The sequence below is a fragment of the uncultured Marinobacter sp. genome (genome assembly GCF_947259545.1).
GTDB lineage: Bacteria > Pseudomonadota > Gammaproteobacteria > Pseudomonadales > Oleiphilaceae > Marinobacter.
In genome coordinates this window covers 394,735-414,971 of the sequence record NZ_CAMYMK010000002.1, presented here as the reverse complement: position 1 = coordinate 414,971, position 20,237 = coordinate 394,735, and the positions used below count along the sequence as shown (strand labels likewise).

Below are 20,237 nucleotides of genomic sequence, written 5' to 3'. Positions count from 1 at the left end.
CAAAACTGTGCGGAGCCAGGGATGGCGGAGCCCAAGCGCCCCATGGATGGGCTTGAGCGTGTTTTGGAAAGCAGTCTCCTCTTGGTTTGCTTCTCCAAACCAGAAAGCTGGGGCCCAAATAACGAGCCCCAACTCAGGTTCAGACAGAAGAAGGTCAGGCCTTCTCCACCAACATGCGACCACCCATCTCCATGTGCAACGCATGACAGAACCAGTTGCAGTAATACCAGTAAACCCCCGGCTTACCTGCCTTAAAGGTCACCGAAGACGTCTGCTGGGGACTGACCTCCATACTCACACCATGATTCACCATACAGAACCCATGGGTCACATCCTCAACAGAATCCAGATTGGTCACATATACCGTAACCTCATCCCCCTCCTTCACCTTGAACTCCGTCATCCCGTACTGCGGCGCCACAGACGTCATGTAGACACGCACCTTGTTGCCATCACGGACGACCTCGTTAGCAGCCTCCAGAGTGATGCCATCCTTCTCAGCCTGCGCCCGGGCACTGGCGAATGAAGGATCGTCACGAGTGTAGATCTTCTTCGTCTTGATCTGATCACGGCGAATCAGAATACAGTCGTGGGGCTCCGCATAGGTCGGACCATCGTGAACCAGCTTCATCTCCTCACCGGAAATATCGATCAGCTGATCGTTCTCCGGATGCAGCGGGCCAACCGGCAGGAAACGGTCCTTGGAGAACTTCGACAGAACCACCAGCCACTTGCCGTCCGCATCGCGGGATTCGGTCAGAGAGGCATGGTTGTGGCCGGGCTGATAATGCACATCCAGTTTCTGGCGGATGTAGTTGGTTTTCTCACCGTTGTAATTCTTGATAGCGTCCGCAATGTTCCACTTGCATACCTGACTGTCGATAAACAGTGTGGTGTAAGCGTTGCCACGACCATCAAAGGTGGTATGCAGAGGCCCAAGCCCCAGTTCCGGCTCCGCCACGATGGCATCACGCAACTCGATCTTGTCATCAAACACATCGTCCAGCTTGTCGATCTGGATTACGGAGCAGGTGGGTGACAACTTGCCATTGGCAATAAAATATTTGCCGTCCGGCGAGGTATTCAGGCCATGCGGGTTCTTCGGAACCGGAATGTAACGGGTCAGCTTCGAGTCTGCTCGGCCGTCCACTACCGGCACATCGGAGTCACCAACGGTCTTGAAGTCGCCGTTCTTGACTGCGGCTTCAATCCGCTCGACGTTGAACACCACTACCCAGTCCCGGTCGTTGCGCATGGTGCCGGCCAGATCCACCGCTTTCTCCGAGTTGTAACAGGTGGAGGCGGCGTACTTGCCGGTGTAATCGGCGTCGGTGTTATCCAGGTTGCCGTCCACAATTACCTGCCAGGCCACATCCATGGTGTCCGCATCAACGGCAGTAAACATGGTGTAGCTGTTTTCCAGGCTGTAGTCGCTGCCATCATTGGGGTGCGGGATCACAAATTCCGCGTTGCAGAATACATACTTGGTACGCGGTACCTTTTGCAGCCGCAGTCCGTGAATGGCCTGTACGTTCGGAATGTGGGTGATCTTGTCCGTCTTCATGATATCCAGACGGATGCGGGCAACACGGCTGTTGGCCTTGTCGTTGATGAACAGGTATTTGCCATCGTAGCGCCCGTCTTCCATGGAGATGTGTGGGTGGTGACAGTCACCGTTCAGATACTGCTGGTCACCACCCAGAACTTCCTTACTTTCGTTGGTAATACCCCAGCCGGTCGCCGAGTCCACATTGAAAACCGGAATACGCATCAGCTCACGCATGGAAGGCACACCCAGAACACGAACCTCGCCCTGGTGACCACCGCTCCAGAAGCCGTAGTACTCGTCCAGCTCACCAGGCGCAACCTGGTACTTGTTTTTGGCTTCCTTGACCGCCGCGGCCCAAGACTCCCGCGACATGACCGCGCCGCCGAGCCCCGTTGCGCCCACGGCACCAGCCAGGGCGGTTGCCCCGAGGAATTTACGGCGACTCAGACCGTTTTCTTCCGGTGCCTCTTTGCCAAGTTCGTCTCTCTTTTTCATAACGTCCAACTCCGTTGTCGGTAATGGCGGTTTTGCGTTTCGTATTACTGCTTTTTTTATGTCACCTGAGTGACCGGTATCTGTTCCGGGTGGCCCGGCGCGTTATGGCCACGGCGTTTACCCCGTCGTTTCACAATCAGTGGTGGGCATTTGTTGTCATTGAAATAGGTGACCTGGCAGTCGAGGCAGTAGTGGCACTCCATGTAATTGATCCTGCCATCAGGGTGAATGGCCTGAACCTCACACTCGTGCTCACACAACCGGCACGGGTTTCCGCATTCCCTGCGACGTTTCAGCCAATCGAACACTCTCAGTTTGGTGGGCAACGCCAGAGCGGCTCCCAGCGGGCACATATAGCGACAGAAAACCTTGCGGGTGAACAGGTTGACCACCAGCAACAGCACCGCGTAGGTCACAAACGGCCAGCTGCGGTCGAATCGGAGGGTAATGGCGGTCTTGAACGGCTCGATTTCCGCCAGTTGCTCCGCCGTAGCCAGGGAGTCGAGGGATACGCCAAACAGCCCGAGAAGAATGAGGTACTTGATCGCCCACAACCGTTCGTGGACCGCAAAAGGCAAGTTGTACTGGGGCACCTTCAGCTTGCGGGCAATTTCATTGAGCAACTCCTGCAGCGCACCGAAGGGGCAGAGCCAGCCGCAATAGACCGCTCTCCCCCACAACAGCACGATGCCGGCGACGACAGCCCAGAGCACAAACATAATCGGATCAATCAGGAAGGTATCCCAGCTGAAACCACTGATCAGGCTGTGCACAAAGGTCAGCACGTTCACAATCGACAACTGCCCCAGCGCGTACCAACCTATAAAGAACAGGGTGTAGGTCAGGAAGGCGTGGCGGATATAGCGAATCAACCTGGGACGACTGGCCAGCCAGTCCTGGAAGAACAGGATCAACAGCAGAGCAACAAGGCCGACGCCCAGCACCGCGACCTGGAACTGGCGCTGGTACCACACCTGGACCCACAGGGGCTGCGTTTCCAGCCACTCTTCCTCAGTCAGCTCGGCCGCAGGCCGGGTGTAGTACTGATCCGGCAGCTGATACTCCAGCGGGAACACCGCGAACTCACTGTCCAGGGGGCCGGTCTGGCGCTTGACCGACAACTCGAGCGACCAGGGTGTACCCGGGTCGAAGTTATACTGCTGGCGGATGATGAAGATCGCCATTTCGGAAAATCTAGGCATACCTTCTGCGTACACATCGCTCAGGCGGTGATAGTCCAGATCGCGGAAATTGAAGGTATCGCCAAACTGACGCACCTGTATGCGGTCGAAAATACCGCCACGCACGTATCCGGAGCCTTTGAACGAGTAGTCGCCGTTGGCCATCACGGCAATGGCGTGTTCACCTTCTTCCAGTTCGGACATCAACCACTGGTACTGGCTTTCGCCCAACAGGTTTTTGCCGATGCTCGGCACATTCAGGTAGCCAGTGTAGAGATCAATCAGCGCCTCCTCTCGTTCGCCCGGAGTGGCTTCATCGATGCCTTCCGCTTCTGTCCCCTTGAAGGCGTCGTCCACCTGCCCCCGGGTGAGCAGCAAACGGCGCACGGAGCCGTCACCGGTCAGTTCGGCCCAGCTTTTTTCGGTAAAGTCACCGGATCGAAGTTCCGCCGTCGGTGGCCTGGAATCGCGTCCACCTTCTACCAGTCCCAGCTCGGCACCCACCCGATGGGCGGTCTTCATGATGACTTCGTTGATCACCATCACCGTGACCGTAGCGCCAGACAGCCCGTCGACTGATACCCGAGTGTCGGATGAGCGACCGCCCACAGTCACCCGCTGATCCGCCGCCAACCCGGTGTACTGGTCTGTGAAGGCATGCAGTTTGCTCTCGGGAATACCCACCAGGAGGATCGGTTCGTCGTGGGCAATCACCTTGGCGGCCTTGATCATGCCAGCGGTATCCAGCACCACAATGGCGTTTACCGGTTTGCCGGAATACGCCGGAGTCTGTATGAAATCCAGGGTCTGATAGGCATATCCCAGAAGCTCTTCACCACGCCGAAGCTCCTGGATGGCGCGATTGTCTTCATGGGGTGAAATATCCGAAACAGAGGGGAACGCGTGCTCGATCACCTGGCGGGCGGCCAGCGGCTCATAGGTATCCGGAGCCGCGGCGACGGCAGCCGTTATTGGAAGCAGAACCAGACACGCCAGCGAGATGATGGATGTGACAGCACGCTGAATTAGACTCACGACACCCCCGGGGGATACCTGAATGAATGACAGTAGCGACAGAGGAAATGCTATTCGCTTGGCGCTTTTGGAGATTTGATATTTCTCACTGCCAACGGGCTGTATGAGAAATCTAGCCGATAAAACACAAACTTCAAATGCATCTTTATGTAGGCTTATCCGAGAGCAACTGCCTGACCTTCACGGTCCAGAGGCAAGTAATTTCCAATGTGGCCCAGGCGGACCGATTCCACCATCATTGTGAGTGGTTGTTGTGCCTCATCCGAGGACGGTGCCATGCCTCCCCGACCGGACATGGCGGCGACAAAGACCACCTGCCACGCTTGTCCTGTCTGGCGCGATTCTTCGACAAGCGCCTGGAAGTCACTTACCTCATCGGGCATCTTGTCGACACACACCACCGGCGTCAGTGCCCCACCCTCTCCTTTGGCAAAGGCGGCCTTCTCGGCTGCCGAAGCGTCGTCCGGAAGTTCCGCCCGGCAGAATACAAACAGCAGTCGCTGGGGTTCTGATTCAGCCTGGGCGGCTTTGAGTAAATCGGAATAGCTGGAAATCATGTGCCGGTTATCCTGTGTTCTGTAAGTGTAGTCAGTCCTGACGTTCTGTGTGTCGCAGCTGCTGACGGCCCTGGAAACTCACTGGCTGATCTGGACCAGCCGGCCGGGGTCTGAAATAAACAGGCGGCTGCGATTGACCCGCACCAGGCCGTTTGATTTCAGGTCGGCCAGAATTCGGGAGAACGTTTCCGGCTGCATGGCCAGACGGGATGCCACCAGGCATTTCGGTAAAGGCAACTCCACTTCGCCGCCTTCACTGGAACCCTCGGGTAACAGGTCAATCAGGTACCTGATCAGGCGATCCCGGGCGCTCTGTACCGTCATGATTTCCAGGTCGTGGAAGCGGGAGACGGCGCGTTTGGCGTAGTGGCGAAGTGCTGACTGGGTGTATTCGGGCTTTCTCTCCAGCAGTTCCTGGTAGGCCTTGACGGGGATCATCAGGACTTCGCTGGATTTGAGCGCTTCGGCGTAACAGGCGTACTTTGCCGGGTCGGCGTAGATCATGACTTCTGCAAAGCAGTCGCCGGGCGCAATGCTTTCGAGCGTGCGGTCTATGCCGGAGGCGTCCAGGCGATACAGGCGAAGCCGGCCGGAGATCACGAAGAAGAAGTGGTGGGCCGGCATATCCTGGCGGTACAGCAGTTGATGATGGCCAAGACGCAGGCGTCTGGACTGTTGCATCAGTGCGGTGAGGTCTGCATCGCTCAGCGATGAGAACAGCGCATGTTGGCGCATGGGGGCCAATCGGTCGTCTTCGTTGAAAGCCTTGTTCACCGCGACCAGGACCGGCTTGCTGTATCGTGTTTCGGTGGTTTGTAGTAGTGCCATGATGTTTGCCTCTGCATTAATAATGCATCTCATATCTGGCTTTCATGGTAGTGGGACGAGAGGGGGAAATCGCTCCCCCGTTGGGGGTAGTTGGTGGGTTCTTTCTGAGTAATTGATTTACCTCAAAGAAGGGGTTGGCTGTTTATTTGTTCTTTTACATGGGAGCACAGGCCTACGGGTGGGACCACTTTCCAAAACACGCTCCTTGCGGCACATCCATGTGGCGCTTGGGCTCTGGTGCGCAGCCTGGCGGGGAACCTCTTTCCAAAACACGCTCCTTGCGGCACGTCCCTGTGACGCTTGAGCTCCGCCATCCATGGCTCCGCACAGTTTTGGAAAGAGGTTCCCCGCCAGTCTCGAGAGTTTACGGGTACACGCTTTACTGCATCAGCGGTGAATCTGGTATTTCCAAGTCCACACCTTCTACACCGGCTTCCGCAGCAAGAACCTGCAGGTATTGACGTAATGCCCGTCGGGTGACGCTTTCGCTCAGGTACTGTCGTATCTGCGGCTTGACGTGTTCGTAGGGCAACTGTTCGCCGTCAATTCGCTGATCCACTCGGACGATGTGCCAGCCGTAGCGGCTTTCGATCAGTTCCGGGTTGAGGCCTTCCTGGAGGGAGAGAACGGGGCGCTCGAACTCTTCCACGGTCTGGCCTTTGCTGATCTGGCCGAGGCTGCCGCCCTGGTGGCGGGATTCGCAGGCGGAGTATTGCCTGGCGAACTCGGCGAATTGGGCGCGGCCATCGAGCAGGGAGGACAGCAGTTGTCGGCCCGCTTCTTCCTGGCGGATGCGTTCCTGGACGTCGTCCGGGGCGGCAGCGAGGAGGATGTGGCTGACGGCCATCAAGGTCGGGCTGCAAAAGCGGCCGGGGTTGGCGGCGTAGAAGCGTTCACAGTCCTGTTCGCTGGGGTCAGGGACGCTGAGTTCCCGTTCGAGGACGCGGGCGATGCGGTCTTCTTCGTCGTCGATATCGTCCAGATCCAGGCGGCTGGCCTGCCGCAGCAGGAGCTCGCGGATGACCAGGCTTTTGGCGGCTTCGTGCCAGGCTTCGGCGACTTCTTCAGCCGGGTGGTGTTGCAGCTCCCGGGCGATGTCGTCTTCGTGGATGAGGGTGTCACCCACGTAGACCGGCGGGAACTGGTTTCTGGGCTTTTCGGCTTCGCCAACAGGTATCAGTTGCATGATGTTTCTCCTCACGCGCGCTTGCGCACAACCTGGTACTTACGCCCGAAATACTCCACCGGTACGCTCAACATGTGCACCAATCGGGTAAACGGGAACAGCACGAAGATGGTCAGGCCCAGGAAGATATGGGTCTTGTAGATCCAGTGCACATCGGCGATGTAGTCGGCCACTCCGCCCTGAAGGGTCAGAATCCCCTGCGCCCAGGCTGCAAACTTGAGCATGGTGCCGCCGTCCAGGTGTCCCATGGTTGGCAATATGGTTGCCAGTCCGAGGACCAGCTGGATTACCAGAATGACGATGATCATGTTGTCCGCAAAGGAGCTGCTCGCCTGCACACGAGGATCGGTCAGGCGACGCCAGGCGAGCATGGCGCCTCCAATCAGGGCCATCACGCCAGCAATGCCGCCAACCACAATGGCCATAACCTGTTTCTGGCCCGGGGTCATCAGCCACTCATAGGCCCAGTGCGGCGTCAGCAACCCCACCAGGTGGCCGAAGAAGATCACCAGTACGCCCACATGGAACAGCACACTGGCCATGACCATGTTCTTCTTGCGAAGCATCTGGCTGGAGTGAGCCTTCCAGGTGAATTGCCCCTGGTCGTAACGTGCCCAGGTGCCAAGCACCATGATGGCGATAGCCACGTAGGGGTAGATTCCGAAAATCAGTGTATTGAGATAGGACATCATCGTTATTTCCTCCTGCGCCGTCAGGCGTTCCCTGCCTGCTGGGGGGTTGCATCTGTCATCAGTTGGTCACTGAGATGGATCGTCTGGGTCTGTTCCAGCTCGCGGCGGCGCTGTCCGACCACGCCGCCGGTGCTGCAGGAGCTGCCCTGGTCGTCCACGAACTTCACCATTTCCTCTTCCCAGACTTTGTCCAGGGCTTCCGGGGTGTCGTCGCGCTCCTCGGCGGCTACGATCTGGGCCAGTTCCTGACGATTGGTCTGGCGTCCGGACAGCTCCAGCAATGAGTCCATCACCACGTGGTAGAGGCTTTCGCGCTGATAGAGCCGCTCTCCCAGCAGTCCCAGTATGTGGTGGATATCCTCCAGCCAGTTTTTGATTTCTTCCCACGGCCGGGTCGACAGGTATTCCAGGAACAGCGGGAGATAGTCCGGCAGTTCCTTCACATCGATTTCCAGGCCGTTTGCGCGATACTGCTCCATCAGGTCCACCATGGCCTGCCCCCGGTCGCGGGACTCGCCATGCACGTGCTCGAATAACAGCAGGGACGTTGCCCTGCCTTTGTCGAAAGTGCCCACGTAGTTTTCCTGCAGGTCCAGCAGATTCTGATCACAGATCAGCTCCACAGAGCGCAGCAGTTGCTCTTTGTTTTGGCGTGGCAGGCGATTGTCTTCGAGCACAACCGCCACCAGAGCATCCCTCGATTCCTGCAGCTCGGCGGTGGGGTATTCCAGCAGCCTTGCCATAACTTTTAATAGTTGCATGATGGCCTCCTTATTCCTGCAGCTGCTTCGGATCTACCTGCTTCACGGTAGACAGTTTCTGGACCATGCTGGTGGTCTGCTTGCGGCCTCCAAACATGTTGAACTCGCTGTCGCCGTTACAACCGTCGCCGAAGCTGAAGCCACAGCCGTTGCGCTCGCCGTAAGCAGTGGCGTCCGGGAACGCTTCTTTCGCCAGCTCGCGATGGCTGGTGGGAATCACGAAGCGGTCCTCGTAGTTGGCAATGGCCAGGTAACGGTACATTTCGTCGGCCTGAGCCTTGGTCAGGCCGGCCTCCTGCAGTGCCCGCAAGTCCTCTTTGCCTTCCACGGTTTCCGCACGCTTGTACAGGCGCATGGCCATGATCCGCTTCAGGGCTCGAACTATCGGCTTCTCGTCGCCAGCCGTCAGCAGATTGGCAAGGTACTTGACCGGAATCCGCAGGCTTTCGATCTTCGGCAATATGCCGTCGAACTCGACCTTGCCGGCTTCCGCCGCAGACTGGATGGGGCTCAGGGGCGGCACGTACCAGACCATCGGCAGGGTGCGATATTCCGGGTGCAGCGGCAGGGCCAGTTTCCAGTCCACCGCCATTTTGTAGACCGGGCTGCGCTGGGCCGCCTCGATCACGTTCATCGGGATGCCGTCTTTTCTGGCCTGTTCGATTACCTTCGGGTCGTTCGGGTCCAGGAAAATTTCCAGCTGCTTTTCATAAAGCTCATGCTCACCCGGGGTGCTGGCCACTTCCTCGATGCGGTCTGCGTCGTAAAGCAGCACACCCAGGTAGCGAATCCGGCCAACACAGGTCTCGGAGCACACGGTCGGCATCCCGGCTTCAATACGCGGGTAGCAGAAGATGCACTTCTCGGACTTGCCGGTTTTCCAGTTGAAGTAGATCTTCTTGTACGGGCAGCCGGACACACACATCCGCCAGCCACGACACTTGTCCTGGTCGATCAGGACGATGCCGTCTTCCTCCCGCTTGTAGATGGCACCGCTCGGGCAGCTGGCAACACACGCCGGATTGAGGCAGTGCTCGCACAGGCGCGGCAGGTACATCATGAAGGTGTTCTCGAACTGGCCGTAGATATCCGCCTGCACCTGGTCAAAGTTCTTGTCTTTGCGGCGCTTGGCAAATTCCGTACCCAGGATTTCTTCCCAGTTCGGGCCCCACTCGATTTTCTGCATGCGCTGGCCGGAGATCAGCGAGCGCGGCCGGGCGACTGGTTGATGCTTGCTGTCGCCTGCGGTGTGCAGGTGTTGATAGTCAAAGTCGAACGGCTCGTAGTAGTCGTCGATTTCCGGCAGGTCCGGGTTGGCGAAAATGTTCGCCAGCACCCGGAAACGGCCCCCGATCTTCGGACGGATCTTGCCGGAGCTGTCGCGCATCCAGCCGCCCTTCCACTTGTCCTGGTTTTCCCACTCTTTCGGGTAGCCGATACCGGGCTTGGTCTCGACGTTGTTGAACCAGGCGTATTCCATGCCTTCACGGCTGGTCCACACATTTTTGCAGGTCACGGAACAGGTGTGGCATCCGATGCACTTGTCCAGGTTCAGTACCATGCCGACTTGGGAGCGGATTTTCATTTTACAGCCTCCTGAACAGTGTCATTACCTTCGCCATCGAGCCAGTCGATGTTGTGCATCTTGCGCACTACCACGAACTCGTCCCGGTTGGAGCCTACGGTGCCGTAGTAGTTGAAACCGTAGGAATACTGGGCGTAACCACCAATCATGTGGGTCGGTTTCGGGCACACCCGGGTGACCGAGTTGTGGATCCCCCCCCGGGTACCGGTGATTTCAGACCCCGGAATGTTCACGATCCGCTCCTGGGCGTGGTACATCATCACCATGCCCGGCATCACCCTCTGACTCACCACTGCACGGGCCGCAATGGCACCGTTGGCGTTGAACAGTTCGATCCAGTCGTTGTCTTCCACGCCGATCTCTTTGGCGTCGTCTTCGCTCAGCCACACAATCGGGCCGCCGCGGGACAGGGTCAGCATCAGCAGGTTGTCACTGTAGGTGCTGTGAATCCCCCACTTCTGGTGCGGGGTGATCCAGTTCAGCGCCTTCTCCGGATTGCCGTTAGTGTTCTTACCCAGCATTGGAGCCGCCGCTTTGGTGTTGATGGGCGGACGGTAGACCAGCAGGCTCTCGCCGAAAGCGCGCATCCATTCGTGGTCCTGGTAGAACTGCTGACGACCGGTCAGGGTGCGCCAGGGAATCAGCTCGTGGACGTTGGTATAGCCCGCGTTGTAGGACACGTGCTCGTCTTCCAGGCCAGACCAGGTCGGGCTGGAGATGATCTTGCGCGGCTGCGCCACGACATCCCGGAAGCGGATCTTCTCCTCTTCCTTGTTCTTCGCCAGGTGGGTGTGGTCCAGGCCGGTCATTTCCGACAGGGCAGCCCACGCCTTCACTGCTACCTGGCCGTTGGTTTCCGGTGCCAGGGTCAGAATCACTTCTGCCGCATCGATGGCACTTTCAATCTTCGGCCGGCCGGCATTGGCGCCGTCTATATGCTTGTAGTTCAGCTCACCGAGGAACTTCACTTCTTTCTCGGTGTTCCAGTTAATACCCTTGCCACCGTTACCCAGCTTGTCCATCAGCGGCCCAAGGGAGGTAAACCGTGCGTAGGTATTCGGGTAGTCCCGCTCAACGGTGATGAAGTTGGGCGCGGTCTTGCCCGGAATCAGCTCGCACTCGCCCCGCTTCCAGTCCTTGACGTCAAACGGCTGGCCCAGTTCGGCTGGTGCGTCGTGCAGCAGCGGCAGGGTCACCACGTCTTTCTCAACACCCAGGTGGCCTTCGGTCGCCTTGGAAAATGCCTTGGCAATGCCCTTGTAGATTTCCCAGTCACTGCGCGCTTCCCAGGCCGGGTCGGTGGCCGCGGTGAGCGGGTGAATGAACGGGTGCATATCCGATGTGTTCAGGTCGTTCTTTTCGTACCAGGTGGCCGTCGGCAGAACGATGTCTGAATACAGACAGGTAGTGGACATGCGAAAATCCAGGGTCACCAGCAGGTCGAGCTTGCCTTCCGGCGCCTCGTCATGCCATTTCACTTCTTTCGGCTTGGCGCCGCCTTCATGGCCGAGGTCCTTGCCCTGCAGGCCACTGGTGGTTCCCAGCAGGTACTTGAGCATGTATTCGTGGCCCTTACCGGAGGAACCCAGCAGGTTGGAGCGCCAAATGAACATATTGCGCGGATGGTTCTGGGGCGCTTCCGGATCTTCACTGGCGAACGCCAGGGAGCCGTCTTTCATGGACTGGGCCACGTAGTCCGATACTTCCATACCGGCCTTTTCAGCTTCCGCCGCGATACCCAGGGGGTTGCGGTTGAGCTGCGGGGCCGACGGCAACCAGCCCATACGCTCGGCGCGCACGTTGTAGTCGATCAGGCTGCCACCGAATTTGGACTTGTCCGCCAGCGGCGACAGGATTTCGTCCACACCCAGTTTCTCGTAACGCCACTGCCCGGAGTGGGCGTAGAAGAACGATGTGGAGTTCATGTGGCGAGGCGGCCGCTGCCAGTCCAGACCAAAGGCCAGGGGCTGCCAGCCGGTCTGGGGGCGCAGTTTTTCCTGGCCGACGTAATGGGCCCAGCCGCCACCGCTCTGGCCGATACAGCCACACATGATGAGCATGTTGATCAGGCCGCGGTAGTTCATGTCCATGTGGTACCAGTGGTTCATGCCGGCACCGACGATGACCATGGAGCGACCCTTGGTCTTGTCCGCATTGTCGGCGAATTCACGGGCAATGCGGATCACTTTGTCGGCAGGTACGCCGGTGATCTTTTCCTGCCAGGCCGGGGTGTATGGCTTCACTTCGTCATAGGAAGTGGCGCCGTCATCATCACCCAGCCCGCGGCTGATGCCGTAGTTGGCCACCATCAGGTCGTAGACGGTAACCACACGCGCCTCGGAGCCATCGGCCAGTTGTACCTTGCGGCTGCCGAGCTTGTGGGTCAGGGTGTCGCTGATTTCAACGTGCTGGAAATGATCATGCTCGATACCGCCAAAGTACGGGAAGGCAACATCCACGACTTCGTCGTGCTTCTCGACCATGGATAGCTGCAGCTCTACATCCTGGGTGCTGGCAGTCTGCTTGAGGTTCCACTTGCCCTTCTCACCCCAACGGTAACCGATAGACCCATTGGGCGCTGTCAGTTGGTTGGTTTTCTCGTCGATGGCGATGGTTTTCCACTCGGGATTGTTTTCTTCTCCGAGACCGTCCACCAGATCGCTGGCACGCAGGAAGCGGCCCGGTACAAAGCGACCGTCCTCACGCTGCTCCAGCATGACCAGATAAGGCATGTCGGTGTAGCGGCGCACGTAATCGGTGAAGTATTCGCTGGGCTTCTCAACGTGAAATTCCTTCAGAATCACGTGACCCATGGCCATGCCCAGAGCTGCATCGGTGCCCTGCTTGGGGTTCATCCACTCATCGGAAAGCTTAGAGACTTCTGCGTAGTCCGGGGTGATGGCAACGGTCTTGGTGCCCTTGTAGCGGACCTCGGTGAAGAAGTGGGCGTCCGGGGTCCGGGTCTGGGGGACGTTGGAGCCCCAGGCAATGATGTAACCGGAGTTGTACCAGTCCGCGGACTCCGGCACGTCGGTCTGCTCACCCCAGGTCTGCGGAGAGGCCGGGGGCAGGTCGCAGTACCAGTCGTAGAAACTCATGCACACGCCACCGATCATGGACAGGTAACGACTGCCTGCGGCATAAGACACCATGGACATGGCCGGAATCGGCGAGAAGCCGAGGATACGATCCGGACCGTGTGTTTTGGCGGTGTAGACGTTGGAGGCGCCGATCAGCTCATTGACCTCGTCCCAGCTGGAACGCACAAAACCGCCCATGCCACGGCGCGGTTTGTACTCGGCGGTTTTCCTGGGGTCCTCGACGATGGAGGCCCAGGCGTCCACCGGATCGTTGTACTGGATCTTTGCAGCCCGCCACAGTTGCATCAGGTGCTTGCGCATCAGCGGATACTTGAGACGATTGGCGCTGTACATGTACCAGGAATAGCTGGCACCGCGGGGGCAGCCACGGGGTTCGTGGTTGGGCAGATCCGGACGGGTACGGGGGTAATCGGTTTGCTGGGTTTCCCAGGTGACCAGGCCGTTCTTGACGTAGATCTTCCAGCTGCAGGAGCCGGTGCAGTTTACACCGTGGGTGGAGCGCACGATCTTATCGTGCTGCCAGCGCTGGCGATAGCTGTCCTCCCACTCGCGACTGACATCGTGGGTTTCGCCGTGGCCGTTGGCGAACGGCTCGCGCTTCTTCCTGAAGTAATTCAGTTTGTCGATCAAATGACTCATGGTCTCTCTCTCCATCTGCCCGTCTGCCGCATCACTGTTCTGATGCAGCTCCGATTTGAGACCATTGTGTGGGAGAAAGACCCCGAAATCTGCGTGGTTACTACCACATAACCCGTCTCTACCACCCAGTGGGTATAACGTCTATATGCCGGTATGGAGTAGGGCCTGACGCTCACTGCGACGCTGGCCCCGGGCAAACAGGAACAGGCAGCCCGCGAACACCACAAACAGGATCATGAACACGGCACTGCGAACCCCGAGCCATTGGTTAACAGCGCCAAACAACAGGGGCAGAAGGAAGGCCACAGTGCAGGCACTCACCAGCAACATGCCAGCTGCAAACGCCGCACCGTCGTGATTCTCCGCCACCATCATCCGCTGCAGGCCTCCCATGGCACACCCCAGAGCCATGCCCAGCAACAGTACGAAAACCCGTTCCAGATACAGCGGCATCGCCAGCTCAAGCTCCAGGGTTTGCTCCACGCCCTGAATGAAGAGCGTCATGGGTGGGTAGGAAAGCACGAACAGCACCGTCAGGCACACCGCCAGGGCCCGAACAATCACCCGCGCTGTTCCGAAGCGGTCAGACAGACCGCCTCCCACGATCTGGGCCAGCGCTCCGGGGATGACAAACCACAGAGCCAGTTTTGCTCCACTTTCCACCGTGAGCAAAAATCTGGAGGAGAGGTAATCGGGAAGCCACAGCGCCAGGGTGAAAAAGCTTCCGGCCACAACTCCGAAATACAGACAAAGTTGCCACATTCGCAAAGTCCGCAGGCGCAACAGTAGCTGACCGACGGTGGCGTCCTCTGCAGGCTCTCCGGCAGAGTCCACGTCGTCGGTCAGTAACAGCAGCAAGACGAGAACCAGCAAAAGCACGGTAAGGTAGGCCAGTGGCACGCCTTGCCAAGTGAATGCCTGATGAATCAGCGGCACCAGATAGTAGTTAAAGCCGGCCCCGGTGACCCCGGCGCCGAAAATCCCCAGTACAAGACCGATATGTTCCCGTGGCGAATGCCTGGTCACAAACTGCAGGCCGGCACTGTAGAATCCTGCCGCCAGGCCCAGGCCGGCGGAGGCGAGAAGGTACCCTGTGAACGAACGGGCGATGACAATCAGCACCATAGACACTGCCAGCCCGGCCAGGCAGGCAATCATCACGCGCCTGGCGCCAAAACGCTGTGCCAGCAGTCCGGCTGGTACCGCCAGCAAAGCACCTGCTGCCATCGGCATGGCCAGCAACAACCCAAACTGTACATTACTCAGGTTCAGGGCTTCCCTGACATGCACACCCGAGACGGCAAACAGGGTCCAGCATCCCGCCGCCACGACGAAGCCGGCCAGGGCGAGCGGAAGCACCACCGCCAGAGAGGTCAGGATATCATCGTCTTGATAGGATTCAGGACCCATGGCGTTGCCCATCAGTTGCCGACTGAACTGACTTTCAGTGTCGTGTTTTGTCCGGCAAAGGGTCAAAGACTATGATGGGTGATCGCCTATCGGGGTAAATGACTATCCTCTAATAGGTATACTCGGGGATGACGCTAGGTCAAAATGCCATAATTCAAAGGCAGTTACTGAACCGGACACATGACACCTAAAAGCCCTCTTGTAACGCGGATAGCCATTGTCGTCGGAGCCATCGTGCTTACGGCGGTTGTCAGCATGGGCGTAACTCTCGGAGTCTCGAAGAGTATCGAAGGCAATGCCACCGCCATCAACCTCGCCGGCTCGCTGCGCATGGGGGCTTTCAAGTTATTGGCAGGCGCTGCCGGTACCGATGCTGACAGGAGTAACGGGCAGGAAACCGGCATACAACTTGATGCCTACGAACAGCGCCTTGAGAATCCGGTGTTCAGTCAGGCCATTCCGGAAGCCCCCGATCACCCACTCGCCCGACAGTACCAGAACGTTCTGGATACCTGGCGCCAGGAACTGCGCCCGGCCCTGGAAGCACATTCGGCAAATGGCAGCACGCCAGGCAGCCTGTTTACTGCCACAGAAAGCTACGTGGTCACCGTGGACGATCTTGTCAGCATGCTGGAGAGTCGAACTGAAGCCCGCATAGACTTACTCCACCTGATCCAGATTATCAGCCTGGTCTTTTCCGTGCTGATCATTATCGGTCTGTTCCTCGATCTGAAGAACCGGGTACTGCGACCGCTCAGAAAGCTGGTAGACATTGCCATGGCTGTGGGAGAGAAGGACTTTACCCGCAAGGCCGACCTGACCGGGTCTGATGAACTTTCACGCCTGGGCAGCGCCTTTGACCAGATGACCAGCGAACTCGCACTCAGTTATCACGAACTGGAAAAAGAGGCACGGGACAAAACCCGGGAGCTGGAGAAAAGCCACGCTGCGCTGGAGCTACTCCATTCTGCCAGCCGTTCACTGTTCGCCAACCACGATCTTTGCAGCGGCGCTATCCCCATGCTTCAGGATCTCGAGCTGCTGCTGGGCATTGGTCCCATCCGGCTGTTTCTCCATGACAAGAACTCCAGCGAACCGGTGGAAGCCATTACCACCTCGACAAAGGAACGACCGTTCTATTGCAAGGATCACCATTGTAATGCCTGCCTGGTGACGCCGGAAGTATTCGACGAACTGCCATCCGAAGACAACGATGGCCGAAGATTGCTATTGCCTATCCGCACGCCGGGACAACTGCTGGGCACCCTGGAAGTCTGGTACCCCGCCAGCGAGGGACTTTCAGAAACGGCCCGGCGCCTGCTGGAAACCCTCAGTGACCAGCTTGCCACCGCCATCTTCCTGGAACGACAGATTACAGAAGAACAACAGCTGACCCTGGCTGAAGAACGCACGGTCATTGCCCGGGAACTGCACGACTCCCTCGCCCAGTCACTTTCCTACCTGAAAATGCAGGTGGCACGTTTGCGCCGGCTGGACATCACCGGCGACCACGAAGCCTTGCATAACAGCATCCTTGAAGAACTGAGCACGGGCCTGAACAGCGCCTACCGCCAGTTGCGGGAACTATTGACCACGTTTCGCCTTAAACTCGACACACCGGATCTGGCCACCGCTCTCAGACAAACCGTTGATGAATTTTCGGACCGCCTGGGTTATCCGGTAAGACTGGAATACAACCTGCCACCACAAACCCTGTCGCCGAACGAAGAAATTCATGCACTGCAAATTGTCCGGGAAGGCCTGGCCAACGCCGTCAAACACTCCAAGGCGACCGACATTGCCGTTCAGGTGCTGTTTGAATCACCCACTGTACGCGTCAGAATACTGGATAACGGGAAGGGTCTGCCCGGAGGCGACCAGCCAATGCAGCACTACGGCCTGATCATCATGCAGGATCGCGCCCGGACCCTGGGTGGCAAGATTAGCGTACAGAACCGCGATACCGGGGGGGTGGAAGTATCGTTGGGCTTCGTACCGAAAAGCCGACACCTGATAACATCCCAGGCATCCAACAGCTAAGATCAATAACCAGAATCAGAGACAGAGAGAGAATCCATGGCTGAAACACCCGCAAGCATCCTGCTCATTGATGACCATCCGCTACTGCGTCAGGGCATCAAACAACTGATCGAAATGGAAGATGACATGCGGGTTGTCGGTGAGGCCAGCAACGCCACCGATGGTATCCGCCTGGCCACAGACCTGGAGCCGGACCTGATCCTGATGGATCTCAACATGCCCGAAATCAACGGCATTGAGGCCCTGAAAAAACTGCGGGAGCAGAGCATCAGCTCCCGCATTATCATGTTTACGGTATCTGACCATGAAGACGACGTGGTGGCCGCCCTGCGCGCCGGCGCCGACGGCTACTTGCTCAAGGACATGGAGCCGGAAGACATGATCCAGCAGCTACACCAGGCCGCCGTTGGCAAGATGGTCATCAGTGACCGTCTCACTACCCTGCTGGCCGAGGCCCTGCGGTCACAGAAGCCCCAGCAGTCCTCACGCCCGGACTTTGACAGCCTGACCCCACGGGAAAAAGACATCCTCCGCCTGATCGCCGAGGGCCTGTCCAACAAGATGATTGGCCGCAAGCTGGACATCAGCGACGGCACCGTGAAGGTTCACGTCAAGCACCTGCTGAAGAAACTGAACCTGCGCTCCCGGGTGGAAGTGGCTGTGTGGGCGGTGGAAGAAGGTCTGCATAAAGGCTGAGTTATATCAAATCACTGCAGCATGGTTTCCATTACTCTGGGTGTGTTTGAAACCGCCCGGAGTACACCATGGCATTCCCCCTGCCCCCTGCATTGCTGAACAACCCTCTTCTCGATCAATCCCTGGCCGTTCTCAGAGAGTATTTGCCCTCGCCTTTTCCGATGCTTGAAACCATAGACCGCCGTATTCCGGTTCCATTCAAGCAACTGGCCGCTGAAGCACCACTCAACCGACTGTTTGCAGCAGCCATCACTGATGGTGAGTTCGATGACTTTGAAGGGCGCCGGATCCGGCTGGAAGCAACGGGCGGGCAACCCGGCATTACCATCGGCTTCTGGGCTGGTCGCCTTCGCATTCTCGATGGCCCGGGCGAAACCACGATCCGGGGCTCCCTGGGCGCATTCAGAATGCTGGCAGAGCAACGGCAGGACCCGGATCAACTCTTCTTTCAGCGCCAGCTGGTTATTGAAGGTGATACGGAGCTTGGACTGGGACTGAAAAACCTGCTCGATAGCCTGGAATGGGATTTCCGGTCCCTGCTCAGATAAGCGCTAACGCAGGACCAGCTCCATGCCCGGACGACCGTACCAGTATCCATTGCAGGGCGGAGCCTCCACCAGAGTCAACGGGTCCTGCTCCGGCACCTGCCCTCGACGAACCAGATCGAAACGCTGAACAACGCCCTCCATACCCAGGTGTTCCGGACTCAGGCGCACCGTCGATACACCCATTCGTTCCATGTCCGGCAGCTCCCGCATCAAGTCATAGCGCGAACCAGACAGGGTCGAAATGCCGTTCAGTCGGAACAGTTCCTGGGACTCCCGGGAGCGCAGCTCCATACCGTCCGGATGCTCCAGGCAGCGGAACTCGCAGTTGTCCTTGGGCAGATTGTAATGGCGTGCCGTGAAACAACGGGAGGACCAGGCCAAAGGCAGGAAGCCCCAGGCGAACACTTCCGCTGGCAGATCCAGGCCTTCTTCTTGCAAACCTTTGATAAGCTCATCCAGGGTTTCCCTGCCCAGTTCCACCGGCAGGTTCCAGCCCTTCAGTCCCTGCTTTGCCAGTACCTTGAGCGTGGCCACATTGTAGATGTTCATGGACGGGCCGGTAACAAATGGAATCCCGTTACGGATCGCCACCTGCATCGCACTCTGGTCATTGGCTTCCACCATGAACTCGTTCTGATCGCAAATTCGCCGCAAGCGGCGAAGGTCGGCCTCGGACTCAATGAGAGTCTGGGTAGAAAGCACTACCTCTTTGCCACAGGCTTTCAGATCGCGGGCCAGACCGAACCAGTCATCCGGCTTCAGCTCCCGCCGGCGTGAGCACACGGCTTCTCCCAGGTAGAAGGTATCCACCGGCCACTCGGCGGCCTTGCCGTAGAAATCGAACACCGTCTGTTTGGACCAGAACCACAGAATCGGCCCAAGTGAGAGTTTCATCATACCGACTTGAACCTTATTTCCACTTGCGGTGATAGGCGCCCAGGGTGGTCAGGCCGCCTTCGGAGAGGCTGGAGAGTGTGTTCCGCCAGCTGGATTCGACCGTGAAGTCATCCGGCGTTACGTCCAGGTGATCCAGAGCCTGTCGCCAGGTGCCCGCCACATCGGCGATGTAGGCGGGGCTGCGCTGACGGCCCTCAATTTTCACGGCACTGATACCCAGCGACTTCAGCTCCGGCAGCAGGTCCATCGTGTTCAGACTGACCGGTTCCTCAATGGCGTGGTACACATTGCCCTCAACCTCAAAACGGCCCTTACACAGGGTCGGGTAGCCAGCGGATTCGCCCTCGCCGTAGCGATCAATCAGCACATCATTGAGACGGGACTCAAGCCCCTGGGCCGTCTCCTCCCAACGGACAGCCTTGGCCGGCGAGCAGGCGCCGCGAGTATTGGGGGATTCGTCTGTCAGGTAGGAAGAAAGATAGCAACGGCCTTCGGCCATAATGCACAGGCTGCCGAAGGCGAAGACTTCCAGCTCCACCGGGCTATGTTTTGCCACGCCCCGCACCTGGTCCAGCGAAAGCACCCGCGGCAACACTGCACGGCGGATGTCAAAGTTGTCCTTGTAGAAAGACAGGGCCTCGTAACTGGTGGCAGAACCCTGCACAGAAAGGTGCCGGGGAATATGCGGGTATTTGTTGGCGGCGTAATCCAGCAGGCCCATATCGGCCAGGATGATGGCATCCACACCCAGGCCCGCAGCACGATCTACTGCGGATTTCCACCGCTCCCAACCATCCGGCTGCGGATAGGTATTGATCGCACAGAACACCCGGCGGCCCCTGGTGTGGGCATATCCGATGCCTTCGGCGGCGCGTTTGTCATTGAAGTTCAGGCCGGCAAACTGGCGGGCATTGGTGCTGTCCCGGAAACCGAAATACACTGCATCAGCGCCGTTATCCACAGCGGTTTTCAGGGCCGGTAAGCTACCGGCCGGGCAGACGAGTTCCATGGTGTTCTCCACTGCAAGCGTGCGGCTA

At 58.3% G+C, this 20,237-nt stretch carries 15 protein-coding genes; 3 read left to right on the top strand and 12 right to left on the bottom strand.

The annotated features are described in order from the left end of the window. Positions 1-154: 154 nt before the first annotated feature. From nosZ to Q0Y21_RS02015, 10 genes are all read right to left on the bottom strand, one after another. Positions 155-2,044, bottom strand: coding sequence for a TAT-dependent nitrous-oxide reductase (gene nosZ / locus Q0Y21_RS02060; protein WP_297791058.1), 1,890 nt, complete (start codon positions 2,042-2,044; stop codon positions 155-157). A 56-nt stretch (positions 2,045-2,100) separates the two neighbouring features. Then, the gene (gene nosR / locus Q0Y21_RS02055; protein ID WP_297792476.1) at positions 2,101-4,206 is read right to left on the bottom strand and encodes a transcriptional regulator NosR; all 2,106 of its coding nucleotides are present in this window, start codon (positions 4,204-4,206) and stop codon (positions 2,101-2,103) included. Positions 4,207-4,415: 209 nt separating this feature from the next. Further along, positions 4,416-4,817: a ribonucleotide reductase subunit alpha gene (locus Q0Y21_RS02050; RefSeq protein ID WP_297791056.1), complete on the bottom strand. Its 402-nt coding sequence runs from the start codon at positions 4,815-4,817 to the stop codon at positions 4,416-4,418. 78 nt (positions 4,818-4,895) lie between these two features. After that, a complete protein-coding gene (locus Q0Y21_RS02045; protein WP_297791054.1) occupies positions 4,896-5,645 on the bottom strand; it encodes a Crp/Fnr family transcriptional regulator in 750 nt (249 codons plus the stop codon). Between the two features lie 379 nt (positions 5,646-6,024). Then, a complete protein-coding gene (locus tag Q0Y21_RS02040) occupies positions 6,025-6,831 on the bottom strand; it encodes a peptidylprolyl isomerase (RefSeq protein WP_297791053.1) in 807 nt (268 codons plus the stop codon). Positions 6,832-6,842: 11 nt separating this feature from the next. Then, entirely contained in the window at positions 6,843-7,520 is a 678-nt protein-coding gene (gene narI, locus Q0Y21_RS02035) for a respiratory nitrate reductase subunit gamma (protein ID WP_297792475.1), read from the bottom strand. 23 nt (positions 7,521-7,543) lie between these two features. After that, positions 7,544-8,284: a nitrate reductase molybdenum cofactor assembly chaperone gene (narJ, locus tag Q0Y21_RS02030; RefSeq protein WP_297791051.1), complete on the bottom strand. Its 741-nt coding sequence runs from the start codon at positions 8,282-8,284 to the stop codon at positions 7,544-7,546. Between the two features lie 10 nt (positions 8,285-8,294). Beyond that, positions 8,295-9,869: a nitrate reductase subunit beta gene (gene narH, locus Q0Y21_RS02025; RefSeq protein WP_297791049.1), complete on the bottom strand. Its 1,575-nt coding sequence runs from the start codon at positions 9,867-9,869 to the stop codon at positions 8,295-8,297. After that, complete coding sequence (locus tag Q0Y21_RS02020; RefSeq protein ID WP_297791047.1) at positions 9,866-13,609, bottom strand: nitrate reductase subunit alpha; 3,744 nt, start codon at positions 13,607-13,609, stop codon at positions 9,866-9,868. The genes narH and Q0Y21_RS02020 overlap by 4 nt, the downstream gene beginning before the upstream one ends. Before the next feature lie 141 nt (positions 13,610-13,750). Continuing rightward, on the bottom strand, positions 13,751-15,019 hold the full coding sequence (locus tag Q0Y21_RS02015; RefSeq protein ID WP_297791045.1) for an MFS transporter: 1,269 nt from the start codon (positions 15,017-15,019) through the stop codon (positions 13,751-13,753). Positions 15,020-15,199: 180 nt separating this feature from the next. Between Q0Y21_RS02015 and Q0Y21_RS02010 the strand changes: the two genes are divergently transcribed. From Q0Y21_RS02010 to Q0Y21_RS02000, 3 genes are all read left to right on the top strand, one after another. Continuing rightward, positions 15,200-17,059 (top strand): histidine kinase, encoded by a 1,860-nt coding sequence (locus tag Q0Y21_RS02010; protein ID WP_297791043.1) that lies wholly within the window; start codon positions 15,200-15,202, stop codon positions 17,057-17,059. Positions 17,060-17,095: 36 nt separating this feature from the next. Then, positions 17,096-17,755 (top strand): two-component system response regulator NarL, encoded by a 660-nt coding sequence (gene narL, locus Q0Y21_RS02005; RefSeq protein ID WP_297791041.1) that lies wholly within the window; start codon positions 17,096-17,098, stop codon positions 17,753-17,755. Positions 17,756-17,823: 68 nt separating this feature from the next. Beyond that, entirely contained in the window at positions 17,824-18,303 is a 480-nt protein-coding gene (locus Q0Y21_RS02000; RefSeq protein WP_297791039.1) for an SCP2 sterol-binding domain-containing protein, read from the top strand. Between the two features lie 3 nt (positions 18,304-18,306). On the opposite strand, the gene Q0Y21_RS01995 is transcribed toward Q0Y21_RS02000, so the two are convergent. After that, a complete protein-coding gene (locus Q0Y21_RS01995) occupies positions 18,307-19,200 on the bottom strand; it encodes a U32 family peptidase (protein WP_297791037.1) in 894 nt (297 codons plus the stop codon). Between the two features lie 13 nt (positions 19,201-19,213). Further along, positions 19,214-20,209 carry a peptidase U32 family protein gene (locus Q0Y21_RS01990; RefSeq protein ID WP_297791035.1) on the bottom strand — a complete coding sequence of 332 codons (996 nt, stop codon included), beginning with the start codon at positions 20,207-20,209 and terminating at the stop codon, positions 19,214-19,216. Between the last annotated feature and the right edge of the window lie 28 nt (positions 20,210-20,237).

Bases quoted from the DNA above. Each gene is read 5' to 3' on its own strand.
- nosZ (WP_297791058.1), bottom strand. From the start codon at position 2,044: ATGAAAAAGAGAGACGAACTTGGCAAAGAGGCACCGGAAGAAAACGGT.
- Q0Y21_RS02050 (WP_297791056.1), bottom strand. From the start codon at position 4,817: ATGATTTCCAGCTATTCCGATTTACTCAAAGCCGCCCAGGCTGAATCA.
- Q0Y21_RS02045 (WP_297791054.1), bottom strand. From the start codon at position 5,645: ATGGCACTACTACAAACCACCGAAACACGATACAGCAAGCCGGTCCTG.
- Q0Y21_RS02040 (WP_297791053.1), bottom strand. From the start codon at position 6,831: ATGCAACTGATACCTGTTGGCGAAGCCGAAAAGCCCAGAAACCAGTTC.
- narI (WP_297792475.1), bottom strand. From the start codon at position 7,520: ATGTCCTATCTCAATACACTGATTTTCGGAATCTACCCCTACGTGGCT.
- narJ (WP_297791051.1), bottom strand. From the start codon at position 8,284: ATGCAACTATTAAAAGTTATGGCAAGGCTGCTGGAATACCCCACCGCC.
- narH (WP_297791049.1), bottom strand. From the start codon at position 9,869: ATGAAAATCCGCTCCCAAGTCGGCATGGTACTGAACCTGGACAAGTGC.
- Q0Y21_RS02020 (WP_297791047.1), bottom strand. From the start codon at position 13,609: ATGAGTCATTTGATCGACAAACTGAATTACTTCAGGAAGAAGCGCGAG.
- Q0Y21_RS02015 (WP_297791045.1), bottom strand. From the start codon at position 15,019: ATGGGTCCTGAATCCTATCAAGACGATGATATCCTGACCTCTCTGGCG.
- Q0Y21_RS02010 (WP_297791043.1), top strand. From the start codon at position 15,200: ATGACACCTAAAAGCCCTCTTGTAACGCGGATAGCCATTGTCGTCGGA.
- narL (WP_297791041.1), top strand. From the start codon at position 17,096: ATGGCTGAAACACCCGCAAGCATCCTGCTCATTGATGACCATCCGCTA.
- Q0Y21_RS02000 (WP_297791039.1), top strand. From the start codon at position 17,824: ATGGCATTCCCCCTGCCCCCTGCATTGCTGAACAACCCTCTTCTCGAT.
- Q0Y21_RS01995 (WP_297791037.1), bottom strand. From the start codon at position 19,200: ATGATGAAACTCTCACTTGGGCCGATTCTGTGGTTCTGGTCCAAACAG.
- Q0Y21_RS01990 (WP_297791035.1), bottom strand. From the start codon at position 20,209: ATGGAACTCGTCTGCCCGGCCGGTAGCTTACCGGCCCTGAAAACCGCT.